Consider the following 14,384-nt stretch of genomic DNA (forward strand, 5'->3'; position numbering starts at 1 on the left):
ATGTGCGCACAGAACCTAGAAGTCCTCGCCTACGAGAAGACCCCGTTGGGCGACCTGTGCCTGCGAAGGCGGGAACTCCTTTCGCGACCCGGTACGGTCATCACCGAGATCACACTCGATCTCCAGCTGCTGATGAGTAGCTACATCACCGTATCCGAGCGGGCCCTCTCCAACGAGGCGATCGAGCGGCATCCTGGGAACGAATTGTCCGTCCTCGTAGGCGGGCTGGGTCTAGGGTACACCGCCGCGGAGGCGCTGAAGTCGGACCGTGTCGACCGCGTCGCCGTTGTCGAGCTCTTCCCGGAGGTGGTCGGCTTCACACGGGACGGCCTGATCCCGTTGTCTGACGAGCTCAACTCTGACGAGCGCCTAAGCGTCCGCCAGGGAGATGTCTACGCGACCCTGCACGACGCCGCGACCGAGCACTGGGACCTAATCCTCATTGATGTGGACCATGCGCCCGACGACCACCTCGGAGCCGGCAACGAGTCGTTCTACACGCGTCCCGGGCTACTCAGGGCGAAGCCTCACCTGGAGCCCGGAGGAATCCTCGCGGTGTGGTCGTATGCCGAGAGTTCACCCTTCGTGGACGCGCTGCGCGCCAGCTTCGACGTCGTGGAGGTCGTGCCGGTCACGTACGAGAACGACTTAGTGGCTGAAGAGCACACCGACTGGTTGTTCGTCGCGTGGGACAAGACGGACTAGCCGCCCGGCCCCACTATAGAATCAGCGTGTGCGTGTACTTCATGGTCAGCGTCCGCGCCGAAGTCCGGGGGAGCCGAGGCACACCCAACACGTTCCGCTCGATGTTCAGCCCCTCGTTCCAAACCAGCCAGAGGTCCTGGCCTTCGCGGAAGTTGTACCTGAGTCGTGCGTTGGTCGTGGCCTGTTCCGTGAGCGAGTTGTACTGGACGAACATGTCGACTGATAGGTGCGTGTCGAGCGCCCCGCGTGCGGTGAGGCGCAGCAGATTCGAGTCGAAACTCTGACTCCGTTCGTCGAAACGGATCCGATTCCAATCCCACCCAAAACGAAGGTCTACGTACCGGTTCACGGCCCAGCCTAGTCCCGTGTTCAGGCCGACCCTCGTCCCGTCGAAGAAATCTCCGGCAGTCGCTGTCACACTCGGCTGGATGGTCCAACCACGAGGAGACATGAATCGGACCGCACCCTCATGAGCCCAATAACTCCCAGCCGGGATATCCGCCTCGTCCGACAACACGAACGGCGTCGGCACGTCCTCATACGCGGAGTTGGTCGAGACTCGCAGCGTCGCCCCAGGCTTGGTCTCGAGTGTGAGGAACGGCTGGAACTGACCGGTGTCCACGCGGTCGTCCACATTGCGCCACCAGACGTTGCTCTGAACCCCCATCCACACGCGCCGGAATTCCGACTCTTCGCCCGGGAACCACTGGTAGTTCCAGTCGCTCTGCCCGCGACTGAAGTTCTCGCGAGTTTCGAAACCGACTCCGGGGTCGTAAGACTCCCCCGACCAAACGAAGCTCTGTTTGTAGCTGAAGCCTTCGACGCGTCTACGGGTCCAATCCACCACGATCCGGCCTGCATCGAGTCCGGTAGCGGCAGCATCACTCAAAGCGTCTCCGCCCTGCATGGTCTGCAGCCATTTGAGCGTCACGAATTCGTCCCCGGCTATGCGGAACTGCCCGTCCACTCCATAGGTGACGTTGTATACGCCGGCTGTATTCACGCGGCTCGTCACCATGCCGCCCATGAAGGAATTCGGGTTGAACACGCTCCGGCGTACGCGGAGCACGCCGAAGTTCTCGGAGGCGAGCGCAGCGGTCTTCTGCGTCTGCATTTGGATCAGACCTACGTCCCAACTGCCGACCCGACCTACAAGTCGAGCCCCGCCGAGAATGCGAAGCGGTTGTCCGTCAGATAGACCGATGCGCCGAGAGTAAAAGAGTACCCCTTGGTCTGCCCCAGTCTCGAACGCGAAGATCCCGGCACGCTCTTGAAAGAACGGGCGCTTTTCATCGAAGAACAGCGAAAAGCGAGTCAGGTTCACCTGTTGCTGATCCGCCTCGACCGCGGCGAAATCTGTGTTGACGGTCAGATCGAGAGTCAGATTCGAAGTCGGCGTGACCTTCAAATCACCGCCGAACTCGTAGCTCCGCTCCGTCGTCGCCAAGTAGGCGCTCCCACCCTCAGGCAGCGACGTGCTCATGACCGAGCCCCCGAGTACATAAGGTGCTAGATAGGCCGGGCTACTCGGTTCGACACCCTGCAGCCGCACATCCTGCCAAGCCGAAACTTGAGTATAGGGCCGGCTTCGGGGGATAGCCGGGAAGGTCCAGCGCGCCCCCGCCGCCGGCTCATAGGCATAAGCCATCAACCCCATGACGACTGAGCCGTCAGGCCCCTCTTCGAAACGAAGACTCGAAAAAGGGATGCGCATCTCTCCCTCCCAGCCGTCCTCGGTGATGCGGGTCTTCATGTCCCAAAACGTGTTCCACGAAGAACCGCTCGGTCCGCCCGCTCTCCCCCCGCCACCTTCCCGCTGACCGTCCCCTGTGATGCTCATGTCCATCTTGCCGCCCAACGGGAGTCCAACGAAACGGAGCGCGTTCTCGTTGTCGTTGAACGTGTCGAGTAGCAACCCGAAGCCGTCGTCACCGGACCAGCGGTCCCGGGTGACCGAAAAAGCGCGGATGTCGGAAGGATCCTCGTGATGGAAGCGCGCGGCGAGGAAGATGCCGTCGTCATCGTAGGCGAGGCGCAAGTCGATGCGCCGGTCGCTGCTTCCACGGAACGAGGGCTCGTACATGGTGAGCGCGAGCGGCTCGATACCGGCCCAGGCCGACTCATCGACCACTCCGTCCACGACGATCGGCCCAGAGAGACGCGGCAGGTCCAACACGCCCCTTGGCTCAGGCGCCTGGACCCCGGCCTCAAGCCCAATGACGGCAGGCAACGACTGTGCGCTGAGAAGTCCCCCTCCGACGAGGGCGGGCGACGACAAAACAGCTACCGAGAATCCGACAGCCGTGAGGAGATTTCGTGAATGCATGTGAAGGTGATGACAGTCGTTGAGGGGACCTAAAACCACCGGCCGGGACACACTGCGGACACACAAGCCAACAATAGCGTTATCCCGCAAGGGATTCCGGCCGTCCCTACACGTTGAAGCGGAAGAGCATGATGTCGCCGTCCACCACGGTGTAGCCCTTCCCTTCTGACCGAAGCACACCGGTGTCGCGCGCGGCCTTCCACGACCCCACCGTCTCGAACTCGTTCACGTGGATCGTCTCCGCGCGAATGAAGCCACGCTCGAAATCCGAGTGGATGGTCCCGGCCGCCTGAGGTGCGCTGCTGCCCGTGCGGACGGTCCAAGCACGGCTCTCCTGCTCACCCGTGGTGAAGAAGGTGAGGAGCCCAAGCAGTTCGTATGCCGCTCGGATCAGGGAGGTCAGTCCAGACTCCACGACCCCGATGTCCTCCAAGAACATCTGCCGGTCCTCGGGCTCCATCTCAGACAGCTCGGATTCAAGCGTGCTGCAGACCGTCACAACCGCCTCTTCCAAACCCTCCGCGACGTCCTTGGCCACGGCTTCGCGCAACGCACGAGTCCAGTCGTTTTCTGCCTCGGGCAAGTCGCCCTCGGCGACGTTGGCCACGTAAAGAACCGGCTTAGCCGTCAGGAGTTGGAAGCCCTTCAAAATGAGCGCGTCTTCCGGGCTCAAACGGAGAGACCGCACCGGCTTCCCTGCGGAAAGTGCATCGAGGGCCGCATCGAGAACGACCTTCTCCCTTATCGCCTCCTTTTCACCCGATTTCGCCTTCTTTTCGACCTTCTCGAGCCGACGCTGCACGGTATCGAGATCGGACAAGGCCAGCTCCGTCTCTACGATCTCACGATCCGTGACCGGGTTCACGTCGCCAAGCACATGGGTGACGTCAGGGTCATCGAAGCAGCGCAACACATGGGCGATAGCGTCCACCTCACGAATGTTGCCGAGAAACTTGTTGCCGAGGCCTTCGCCTTCAGAGGCACCTTCGACCAAGCCCGCGATATCCACGAACTGGATGACGGTTGGAACGCGACGCTTCGAGCCACCGATGTCGTGGATCGAATCGAGCCGAATGTCCGGGACCTCGACGGTGCCAATGTTCGGATCGACCGTACAGAACGGGTAGTTCTCGGAGGGCGCACCGGCAGCGGTGAGCGCGTTGAAGAGCGACGACTTCCCAACGTTCGGGAGGCCTACAATTCCAACCTTGAGCATTCTACGGAGGGGTGAGGATCTATGAGTGCGGCAGAGGTCGACTTTCTGCGAAAGAAGGAGGCTAGTAAGAAGCGGGGTGGTCACCAATGGGACCGACCTACCTCCAGTTGGGCCCAGAGCCTCCGTATCCGGTGAGCTCCACATATCCACGGCCCGCAACAGCTCCTGTGGGACCCGACCCCGTGACACGCACGGCACCTTCCCAATAACGAAAGGCCAAACGCAGCTCCTGGTCCTCCAAGAAGGGTTCTACTTCCAACTCGAGTTGCTCTTCCGGGATTCTGACGATCCACCTGGAAGGGTATTCAGCCTTCCCATCTGGGGCCTTCCAGGAGGAAAGCTCCTCGACTTGGATGTCCGTCCCCCAGGCAAGCCGAGTCGTCCGTGCGTCCGCATGAATGAGGACACCTTCGCTCTCCGCAGCTGCAGATCCGTCCGCGCGTCGAATGCGAAACACCATGAGCTCGCGTCCATCATCTAACTGAAGCGAGAACCAATCCCACCCAACCTGTGAGTCGCCGAGCAACGACGTGCTCCACTCGCGGTCGAGCCACGACTCTCCAACCACGTCGAATTTCTCGGAGCCGACCCGAACGGAGCCGGTCGTGGGCATTCGGGGGAGGGAGTAGTAATACGACGCGTTCCCCGGCTCAGGGCCCTTCTGGCTCAACCCTCTATCGCCATTGAGGACGATGCCCTTGCCCTCCGAGAGCACGAGGTCGATGGCTATCGAGTCGTCCTCCGCGACCAGGGTGAATGGGAAGCCATCCCCGGATCCGGAGCCGTCCAAAGCCCAGCCCTCGAGCCACACCTTCAACGGCTCGGCCCGCGCTCCTGCAAGCCCAGCCGCACCCCGAGCGAACCGCTCCCGAGCGACGAAGCCCGACCCATCGATATCTGAAATCGCGAAGTGTCCCATGTACGCCTGTTTCGTCGCCCAGGCAGACGGGGAGTCGACAGCTCCGGGGGCCAACGCGCTTCGGAAGAGCGTGAACTGGTATCCGAAACGCCTACCGGCCTCTGACTCCAGATGGCCCGTCGCGTACCACCATTCGGTGCGGAATTCTGGGTGGGGCCCGTGGTCACCCGGGAACACGAAAGTCCTGACCTCCGTGGCGCGGGCGTATCCAGCGGTGTCAGCGCCCCCCAACGTGGCGGCAAGCGTGAGCCCGGTATCACCGTCATCGGGTGGTCGCACACAGGATACCACGCTTAGCAACGCACTCCCGATCAGCAGCGACCTAAACACCGTCATTCCTCTCTCAGGCCCAACGCCGGAAGCGTGCGGGACATCTTCCAGGCCGGGTAGAGTCCGGCTAGAAGAGCCCCCGCAAGGGCGAGGCCGAGGGACTGGAACACGACGTCTCCTCCCAGTTCCATTTGGAGGGTCCACCCAAAGGAACGTCGATTCACGACATGGATCATCACCACAGCGAGGAGCACCCCAACCGGGAGCGCCAAAACACCCGCGACCAAGCCCATGAGCCCCGTTTGAGTGGTGACCAATCCCCACACCTGACGGGGGGTCAGTCCATTGGCGCGGAGCACCGCGAGTTCCCGGGCACGCTCGAGTTGAAGAGCCATCAGAGCTCCGAGCACACCGACAAACGCTACGATTAGAGAAATGACGCGCAGGACAGCAGTGACCTGGAACGTCCGATCGAAGACTTCCAATGAGCCCTCGCGCAACGTGCGGTTGGACCGGACCGATACGATGAGGTCCTCGGGTCGGATCGTGGCCTGTAACTCGCGGGCGACCCTGTCCGGGTCGACTCCGTCGCCCAGGAAGAGGCCGAGTGAGGTCACGTCGCGATCCAGCCAGTACCGGTCAAAGGTGGACCGGCTCATCATCATCACCCCCTGATCCGAGGCGTAGTCATAGAATACGCCGGCCACCTGGAATTGGTGCGGGCCTGTCTCGGTCCGCAGCGACACGCTGGAGCCAACCTCCAGCCTGTGTCGGAATGCGAGCGGCTCGGAGACGATGACCGCACCCCCATCGCGAAAGGCCTCCATCGCTTGGACTGGATCACCTTCGATGAAGTCGAAGGCGCTCTCCCCTCGTGGATCCAGCTCCAGCGCAACCAATCGGAGAGAGCCCCACGGTGCGGCCACATTCGCCCCTCGGTAGGTGCTTCGCCCGACCACCGCAGGATGACCGACAAAGTCAGCCACTAGATCAGGCGGGAGGGAGCCACTCGCCTGTGAGGTGACTTCAGACGGCAGGGACACATACACGTCGGCCTGCAGCGTGTGATCGAGCCAACTCACGAGGGTGCCCCTGAAGCTCTGAATCATTGTGCCGAGGCCCACTGAGACTGCCACGGCGATCACAAGCGCAGAAACGGCGGGAGCGGTCCGACTCAGCGAGGTCTGAACGGACCGCACAGCGAGGACCCCCAGGATACCTCCCACCTTACCAACAATAGGGGAGATCAAGCGCAGGCCCCACAACATGCCGAGCGGCGCGACGAGCGCTAGGCCGATCATGATGAAGAACAAGCCCAACAAGCTGATCATCACGCTTCGAGCAGACAAAGTCAGCACGAGGGCACCCAGGCTCATCGAGATGACTCCGGCTGCCGCGACCTTCGGGGTCACTTCGCGGGCGCTCTCCTCCACGATGGAGCGAGTCTGCGCCAAACGCGGAGGCGCCTCCGCCGCCAGTCGCGCGGCCGGAATCGCCGTGAGCAGTGTCGTCCCCAGTCCAAGCAGGACCCCCTTCGCGAGGCCCCAGGGTTGGACCGAGAGCCCCTCTACTGAGACCACGAAGTACAGGTCGTTGATCGTCTGGGTCACAAGCCCGACCAAACCTCGGCCCAGACCGATTCCGACGACCAACCCCAACGCCGTACCGAGCGATGCGATCGCCACGGCCTCCCAGAGGACGGTGGCGTAAACATCCCTCTTCGTGACCCCGAGCGTACGCATCCGACCAAATAGTTCGCGCCGCTGAATCACTGAGAAGTTCAAGGCGTTGTAGATCAAAAACATCCCGAAGACCATCGCCAGAAGACTCAACGCTCGAAGATTGAGGTCGAACGAAGCAATCATGCCGGCCATCGCCGCGGTCCGGGTACCGGTCGACTCGAGCGTCGCAGACGCCGGCATGACCCCCCTGATCCGTGCCGCGAGTTCGACCCCCTCCTGACCTGCGGGCAAGATCAGATCGATGCGGTCCAGGACGCCGGGGCGCGCTAGAGCGACCTGCGCAGCAGCGATGTCCATGACGAGCACGTCACGCAGTCCGGAGCGGACGGATTCGTCGTCCACCTCAATGAGCCCCACCACCGTGAGCGACACCGGCCGGCCGGCGATACGAACCAGAAGCGTGTCCGACTCTTCGACTCCGGCTTCACGCGCCGCGTCTCCCAATAGAGCGACCGCGCCCGGGACAGTGAGCAGACGACTGACATCGATACCGACGCGCCCTCCCGACGAGAAGCTCCTGAACGGTGCCTCAGAGAGCGGGTCGACACCCAACAGCCTCAGCGCGGCGCCTGGGAACATGTCGGAGCGCCCATATCCTTCCACAATCGGCGCAGATCCGCGCACGCCTAGACCAACTCGGATATCTCTGAAGATGGAGTCCGGAATGCCCCCGGGCCCCGCGACAATCTGGTGCGTGGATCGCCCCGACACGGTTTCCGTCGAGATTCGAAAAGCCGCTTGTGATGCTTGGACGGCCAGGTCGATGGAAACCACGACAGCCACACCCATCACCACGCCCAAGACACATAAAGCCAATTGCCCAGGGTGCCCGAGCAGGTGACGTGCACTCGCCTTGCGAGCCAGTCTCACTCAGAGTTCTCGAGGAGGCGGCCGTGGGTGAGTCGCACGATGCGGTCCATTCTCGACGCCAAGTCGTTGCTGTGGGTCACGAGGAGCAAACTCCCGTCCCCGGACTTCGTCATCTGTTCGAGAAGATCGACGATCCGCTCACCTCGCTCCTCATCCAAGCTCCCAGTCGGCTCGTCGGCGAGGATCAGCGTCGGCTCGTGCACCAGCGACCTGGCCACTGCGATCCTTTGACGCTCTCCCCCGGAGAGACGATCCGGGAAAGCGTCCGCCCGATCGAGTAGCCCGACATCATCTAGGAGTGCGCGGGCTCGATCGACCTCCCGGCTCAGCAGCGGCCCTTTGAGTTCCAGCGGCAGAAGGAGGTTCTCCAGCACCGTTAGGGTGTGGATCAGGTTATAGGCCTGGAAGACGAAGCCGATTCTCTCTCGACGAAAGATGGTCCGCTCGTGCTCTGTCAGCTGGTCGACCCTCACCCCACCGACACTGATCTCACCCGAGTCTGCGCGATCGATACCGGAGACCAAGTTGAGGATCGTACTCTTTCCTGAACCGGAGGCCCCCAACACCGCGACTCTCTCACCTGGTTGGAGCGTCAGGTCCACGCCGTCGAGAACGACGTGGGAACGACCCCCTTCGAGATAGCTCTTTCGAAGGGCGGTAACCTGAAGGCTCGGGGGTCTGTGCATAGTCGTGCCGAAGGAGGGACGACCATCTACCCCCGGCGGCACTCAAGTTTCCCATTGAGGCGGTCGCTCTCGAGCCGGGGCAGGAATCGCAACCGCATCGTCACAGCGCATACGTCTTCGTTTACGTGCCGGTTGTTCCCTCTTTCGATGTAATTCTCAGCTGCGACTCCATACGCCCGCGTGATGCCCCCCCCCGGCAGTCGAGCCGGCGGCGCGGAAGGCATTCAGCGCGTCGAGAATGGTCGCCCGCTCGTTGCCGGCCGTATTGTGGACACGCCTCCGGCCGAGGGCATGAGTAGCAAAGCTGCGGTTCCCGTCATCGCGAACGTTCGAAGTAGCATTGAATTCGCCTCCGAATGGGTGAAGGTCGTGCTCGGCGGCGAGTGACGCCTCTCAACCATTACGACGGCAACGGCCAAGAAGTTGCCACATGCCTCGTCGGATAAGCTGCTCCCCGATATTTTCCTTCGTCCGTCACATCCACCCCAACCTCAAGAAGCGTGCCGACCTCTTTACTCTTCCGTCCGGACGGCGAAGCTTGCGGGCCATGACGACTTCTTCGCTCTCTAGCCGCGGTGCACTCGCAGCCAACAATCCGCTCCGGATCGATCACGCAGCCTACCACGAGGCAGTTGCGAACGCGTATCACCCGACGGAGAACCCCACCGGGGCGCTACCGCTCAACGTGGCAGAGAACCGCCTCAGCTGGTCCGACCTCAGAGCCAAGATCGAGTCGATCACCACTGAGGAGACCATCGCGGCTTGGGTGCCGGGCTACACATCCATGCGAGGGTCCCTGGAGTTCAGACGTGCGGCGGCGCACTTCCTTACGCGTCACCTGACCCGGTGCCCCGTGGACCCAGAGCAGCTCGCAGTGTCCGCGGGAGCCACGAGTGTCATCGAAATGACCTCGTTCATCCTCGCCGATGCAGGCGATGCCGCAGCAATCCCAGCGCCGTGTTATCCGGTCTACAGCCAGGATATCGGCAGCTTCTCGGGCGTCGAGCGGTACGACCTGGTGACGCACCATGAGGTGTCCGAGATCTCGGATGGCCCCGCTCTGACCGTCCGCCACCTCGAACACGCACGAACTGAGATTGAAACCGCAGGCCAGCGGTTCCGCATGTTGATCTTGACGACACCTGATAACCCGACCGGCGGCATCTACTCGTTGGATACGCTGTCGGAGGTTGCCGATTGGTGCATCAAGCACGAGGTGCACTTGGTCGTGAACGAGCTGTACGGGCTGTCCCTCATCGACACGCGGCACCCGGAGATCGAGGCCGACTACGCTGACGATGTGGCTTTCAATTCCTTCGCCAGCATCATGGCTGACAAGCAGAGCGAGTACCTCCACCTCTGGTACGCACTCTCGAAGGACCTCGGCATCTCAGGCTTCCGCGTGGGGCTCCTCTACTCGCACAACGCAGCGCTTCTCGAGGCATACGAGAACCTCAATCTGAGCCACACCGTGTCCAATCATACGCAGTGGCTTCTCCAGCATCTACTCACCGACGACGACTTCATGACGTCGTATGTCGTGGAGAATCAGCGGCGGCTCACGGAGGCCTACGCCGTCGTGGTCGGCGCCCTAAAGCGCCTCGACATCCCCTACGTACCCAGTCGCGGCAGCCTCTTCGTCTGGATCGACCTGTCGGAGTTCATGGATGGCGACTCGGGGCAAGCGGACTTGGATCTGTGGCAGGAGCTGTATCGGACCAGCGGCGTGCTGCTCACTCCCGGTGTGGGTTTTGGGCACACCAAGAAAGGGATGTTCCGGGTCGTGTATCCCTGTGTGTCCATGAAGGAGCTCAGCGTGGCCATGGAGCGGCTCGGGGCGTTCGTGAAAGCGAAGCGACAGCGACACGGCTCTTCCACAAACGGCGACGCACGGTCATGACAACGCGACGAACCTTCGTCCGAACCGCCGCGGGCGCGGCACTGGGCGCGCTAGGCACGCCTCGATTCGCTTCAGCTGCGCTTTCCCCGGAAGAATTGGAAGGCGTCGCGGGTGCCCGCACTCCCCAACAGGTCGCTCAGGACGAGGCATACTGGGAAGTGATCCAACGGGCGTACACGCAGGATTCCGGGTTCATCAACCTCGAGAGCGGCTTCTTCAGCCCGGCGGCGGACCCGGTCGTCGAGGCCCAAGTCCAGAACCTCCGGCGCATCAACCAGATTCCGTCGTTTTATATGCGGAGGCTCATGGCCGAGGAACGCGCAGAGCTCAAAACGGTCTTCGGGCGTTTCGCAGGCATTCCGCCAGAGGAATTCGCCTTCGTACGCAACACCACTGAGGCACTGAATGTGGTGCTGCAAGGCGTCCCCCTCGAGGCGGGCGAAGAGGTCCTCTACTGCTCACGCGAATACCCGTCCATGCAGGAGGCGCTCGAACAACGCGCCATGCGCTACGGCACCGTGAACCGGGTCATCGACCTCCCGTGGCTGCCGACCTCCCAGGACGAGGTGGTCCAGGCCTACGCAGAGGCGATCACACCTCGGACCCGCTACATCCTCGTTTCACACATGATCTACCTCACGGGACAGGTACTTCCCGTTCGGGCGATCTCAGATATGGCTCATGGCCGGGGCATAGAGGTCATCGTCGACGCGGCGCATTCCTTCGCGCATCTCGATTGGAAGGTCCCCGACCTGGGCGCCGACTACCTGGGCAGCAGTCTGCATAAATGGCTCGGCTGTCCCTTGGGCACAGGGCTTCTGTACGTGAAGCGCGAGCACATTCCAAAAGTGTGGCCGCTCTTCGGAGACAGGAACGCCCGCAGCGGCGACATCGAGAAGCTTCACCACATCGGTACGCATCCGCAGGGGACGGACCAGGCAATCAAAGACGCGGTCCGCTTCCACGAAGATATTGGCGGCGCTCGAAAAGAGGCTCGGCTTCGGTACCTCAAGAACTATTGGGTTGAGCAGGTGAAGGACGTGTCCGGCATCCATATCAACACGCCCCTCGGTGATGAGCAGTCGTGTGCGATCGCCAACGTGCTCGTGGATGGGCTGAGTCCCACCGAGCTGGTCGACGCGCTATGGGACCGCTACAGGATCTTCACCGTCGGAGTCGAGCAGGGAGCGCGGATCGCGCCCAACGTCTTCACGCGCTTGCCACAGCTGGATCTTCTGGTCGAAGCGCTCAAGAACCACGCTTCGTGACACACACTCTGATGCGAACGCGGCTCTACCGGTGCAGGCCCGTCTCGTAGGTCGAGTAGTCCAGGTCGAATCTCGATAGGATCATGTTGTGATCGGACGGGAATCCGTCCGGATGCGTGGTGATGACACGCGTCGACGTGTTGGTGAGCCCGGCTCCCCTATAGAACAGCTGATCGATCCTCCGACCATTCCTGTGGGTGGGCCCGGGGTACCGCTGAACATCCGGAAAGAGGCTGCGGAAGGCATCCGTGAATCCAGCGTCGAGCAGAGTCACCGAGGCGGGACTGTCTCCACCATCCGTATGCGGCACCGCGTTGAAATCACCGCCAAAGAGCGTGGGAATGCTATCTGATTGCTCGAAGCGCGTCTGGTGAGAGTCGAAGACCGTCGGGAACTGGGCCATACCGTACCAGTTGGACATCACGTACAGATCCTGGGTTCTGCTGATCGCGACCCTCGCACCCACGTTGTTGAAGGGCGTGTCTTCCTGGACGTGCACTTCAGTGATGGGATAGCGGCTGAGGACCGAGATGTTGGCCCCCTGGTTCAGATAGTCCCAGTCGACCGTTGTGGCAAAGTAGTAGCCCAACTCCGCAGCAATGAAATCTCCCGACGAATAAGTCTCCTGCATCATCACGACATCCACGTCTTCTTCCCTGAGCATATTCGCGACGGCTACCCGAGAATCCCATCCGTGCTCAGGCATCGTGAAGTGCTTTCCGCCGTGCCAGATGTTCCAAGCCGCCGCCGTCAACGAGGTGAGGTTGTCTGCGATCACTTCAGGGTCCGGCCGGAAGTAGCCGGCGTAGGAGTCCATCACCTCGTGGGCAGATAACACGCGGTGCCAGACCGCGAGGTCGTCCATCTCGAATTCGGGCGTGGTCAGCCTCTCCCGTTCCGCATATCTCTCAGCCGCTTCCCGATGGATCATCACGCTTCCGTCTACCAGCGAGTAGATCTTCGCGAGCGGGGCCGCTTCCATGAATTCCATCGCCTGATGGATGGTGTAGGGGCTTTGCATCAGCGCCGACTCGGCTCGGCTTACCGGCTCCCACTCTGCGGCCTCCATGGCAGTTCGGAAATCAGTTCCGGCCGCCCCTCGCTGCACCGCCCCCGCAGAGACCATCTCCTCGAACACTTCGCGGGGATCCACGATCGCCCGTACAAAGTCGTCCGGATCGAGTCCGCCGATCCCGGAGTCACTGAAGGCATCGACAAATTCCTGAAGCGCTCGCGCGCCTGCCTCGATGGCCGGGAGTATGTCAGTATGTGTCGGAGCGTCCCGTCCGTCCCAACCCACAACAGTCGGACTCGAGCTTGTGAAGTCGAACCCATCCGAGTCGCTCACATGGTAGGTCACCCAATTCACGCCGTCATAGAACAACCGGATTTCGGACAACGCGCTGTTGTGAGTCATCGCTAGCTGATGCCACCTGCCGTCGTTGAGGGGCATGCGCGTTCCGTTGTCACGCTCATACGTGATGCGGCGTGAACCCGCGCCCGCAGTCCATGCCCAGGCGCCCCCCGACATGTAGAAGGCCCAGCCTGGGTTTTTTTGCGACGCGAGACTGTTGTCGGCGAATTTCTTTTGCGACAGAACCACAAAGCGTCTGTCTGAACCGGCGTCGGATCGAACCCAAAATCGAATCGAGAAGTCACTTCCACTGCCCAACGAGGCGAGGGGGAGAGTCAGGAACGTCGACGCACGGTCCGGACTGAGGCTGACTGCCTGCCCAGCGAGGCCATCGACGAATGAGGCTCCGGTAGCCCCAGCCTCCCCTGCGCGGGTACCCGTGGCCGACTCCACATTCCCATCGAATCTGAATCGGGCGACCGGCCCCGGCCCTGCCTGCGCCGCGGTGCCCGGGGCCGACGCCACCTGCACTATGACAGAAAGGGCCGCATCCGCGCCCAATGGACAGGCCAGAAAGGCGAGGGCGAGCAGGGCAACCTGGCGTGCTACGTGCATGGAACGACTTCTGAAGCGGGGAACAGGAGTCCGAAGGTTGTGGGGGCACCGTAACCGCCGCCAGTGAGGGCGACCCCAGTACCGGGCACCCTCCTATTTATGGGTCACTGCGGGCGAGAAGAACTTGAGGTCACATTGAGGTCGAACCACTGCGGTAGAGTCCCGCTAATTGAGAACTCCTCTCCTTCACACGTGAGAGGATCAGCATCACGTTCAGCCGCTGTAATGACAGAATCGGACCTGGAAGATGCGCCGCGAGCTTCATGGTCCCGGAAGACATCATCGGTCATCACATCGAAATAAGACACGAGCATGTATCCATCGGGCGTAACAATCCCTACTGCTATGTCGCTGTTGCTTTCAGACCCATAGTGAGTGCCGAGACGGTCGCCCGCCGCCACCGTGGCACCGCTCACCGTCGCACCATTCTGGTCTTTGACCGTAGCCGATAGCTGGGATGTCACACCCAGCGAGGCGAGGCTAAGGCTCGTCACCGAAAGGGTGATCGACGTC

The 14,384-nt window shown here is 61.9% G+C and carries 11 protein-coding genes; 4 read left to right on the forward strand and 7 right to left on the reverse strand.

Going from position 1 to position 14,384, the window contains the following annotated elements:
* Entirely contained in the window at positions 1–705 is a 705-nt protein-coding gene (locus tag P8L30_03840; GenBank protein ID MDG2239308.1) for a hypothetical protein, read from the forward strand.
* Positions 706–718: 13 nt separating this feature from the next.
* Here P8L30_03840 and P8L30_03845 read toward each other — a convergent pair whose 3' ends face one another.
* From P8L30_03845 to P8L30_03865, 5 genes are all read right to left on the reverse strand, one after another.
* Positions 719–3,031, reverse strand: a complete 2,313-nt coding sequence (locus P8L30_03845) for a DUF5916 domain-containing protein (protein ID MDG2239309.1) — start codon at positions 3,029–3,031, stop codon at positions 719–721.
* 106 nt (positions 3,032–3,137) lie between these two features.
* Positions 3,138–4,247 carry a redox-regulated ATPase YchF gene (gene ychF / locus P8L30_03850; protein ID MDG2239310.1) on the reverse strand — a complete coding sequence of 370 codons (1,110 nt, stop codon included), beginning with the start codon at positions 4,245–4,247 and terminating at the stop codon, positions 3,138–3,140.
* Between the two features lie 97 nt (positions 4,248–4,344).
* Entirely contained in the window at positions 4,345–5,502 is a 1,158-nt protein-coding gene (locus P8L30_03855; GenBank protein ID MDG2239311.1) for a lipocalin-like domain-containing protein, read from the reverse strand.
* Complete coding sequence (locus P8L30_03860; protein MDG2239312.1) at positions 5,499–8,048, reverse strand: FtsX-like permease family protein; 2,550 nt, start codon at positions 8,046–8,048, stop codon at positions 5,499–5,501. Before P8L30_03860 ends, P8L30_03855 begins: the two co-directional genes overlap by 4 nt.
* Positions 8,045–8,734: an ABC transporter ATP-binding protein gene (locus P8L30_03865; protein ID MDG2239313.1), complete on the reverse strand. Its 690-nt coding sequence runs from the start codon at positions 8,732–8,734 to the stop codon at positions 8,045–8,047. Before P8L30_03865 ends, P8L30_03860 begins: the two co-directional genes overlap by 4 nt.
* A 183-nt stretch (positions 8,735–8,917) precedes the next feature.
* Between P8L30_03865 and P8L30_03870 the strand changes: the two genes are divergently transcribed.
* From P8L30_03870 to P8L30_03880, 3 genes are all read left to right on the forward strand, one after another.
* On the forward strand, positions 8,918–9,121 hold the full coding sequence (locus P8L30_03870; protein ID MDG2239314.1) for a hypothetical protein: 204 nt from the start codon (positions 8,918–8,920) through the stop codon (positions 9,119–9,121).
* Between the two features lie 160 nt (positions 9,122–9,281).
* Positions 9,282–10,634 carry an aminotransferase class I/II-fold pyridoxal phosphate-dependent enzyme gene (locus P8L30_03875; GenBank protein ID MDG2239315.1) on the forward strand — a complete coding sequence of 451 codons (1,353 nt, stop codon included), beginning with the start codon at positions 9,282–9,284 and terminating at the stop codon, positions 10,632–10,634.
* On the forward strand, positions 10,631–11,902 hold the full coding sequence (locus P8L30_03880; GenBank protein MDG2239316.1) for an aminotransferase class V-fold PLP-dependent enzyme: 1,272 nt from the start codon (positions 10,631–10,633) through the stop codon (positions 11,900–11,902). Before P8L30_03875 ends, P8L30_03880 begins: the two co-directional genes overlap by 4 nt.
* Positions 11,903–11,927: 25 nt before the next feature.
* Here the strand turns inward: P8L30_03880 and P8L30_03885 are convergent, their stop codons facing one another.
* Positions 11,928–13,871, reverse strand: a complete 1,944-nt coding sequence (locus tag P8L30_03885) for an endonuclease/exonuclease/phosphatase family protein (protein ID MDG2239317.1) — start codon at positions 13,869–13,871, stop codon at positions 11,928–11,930.
* Positions 13,872–13,975: 104 nt separating this feature from the next.
* A complete protein-coding gene (locus P8L30_03890) occupies positions 13,976–14,365 on the reverse strand; it encodes a hypothetical protein (protein MDG2239318.1) in 390 nt (129 codons plus the stop codon).
* Positions 14,366–14,384: the final 19 nt, after the last annotated feature.

The organism is Longimicrobiales bacterium (genome assembly GCA_029245345.1).
In the GTDB taxonomy this organism is placed as follows: Bacteria; Gemmatimonadota; Gemmatimonadetes; order Longimicrobiales; family Gaopeijiaceae; genus CALFPJ01.

Excerpts from the sequence above, each read along its gene's own strand:
- P8L30_03840 (MDG2239308.1), top strand. The coding sequence starts at position 1 with ATGTGCGCACAGAACCTAGAAGTCCTCGCCTACGAGAAGACCCCGTTG.
- P8L30_03880 (MDG2239316.1), top strand. The coding sequence starts at position 10,631 with ATGACAACGCGACGAACCTTCGTCCGAACCGCCGCGGGCGCGGCACTG.
- P8L30_03885 (MDG2239317.1), bottom strand. The coding sequence starts at position 13,871 with ATGCACGTAGCACGCCAGGTTGCCCTGCTCGCCCTCGCCTTTCTGGCC.
- P8L30_03875 (MDG2239315.1), top strand. The coding sequence starts at position 9,282 with ATGACGACTTCTTCGCTCTCTAGCCGCGGTGCACTCGCAGCCAACAAT.
- P8L30_03865 (MDG2239313.1), bottom strand. The coding sequence starts at position 8,734 with ATGCACAGACCCCCGAGCCTTCAGGTTACCGCCCTTCGAAAGAGCTAT.
- ychF (MDG2239310.1), bottom strand. The coding sequence starts at position 4,247 with ATGCTCAAGGTTGGAATTGTAGGCCTCCCGAACGTTGGGAAGTCGTCG.
- P8L30_03870 (MDG2239314.1), top strand. The coding sequence starts at position 8,918 with ATGCCCCCCCCCGGCAGTCGAGCCGGCGGCGCGGAAGGCATTCAGCGC.
- P8L30_03845 (MDG2239309.1), bottom strand. The coding sequence starts at position 3,031 with ATGCATTCACGAAATCTCCTCACGGCTGTCGGATTCTCGGTAGCTGTT.
- P8L30_03855 (MDG2239311.1), bottom strand. The coding sequence starts at position 5,502 with ATGACGGTGTTTAGGTCGCTGCTGATCGGGAGTGCGTTGCTAAGCGTG.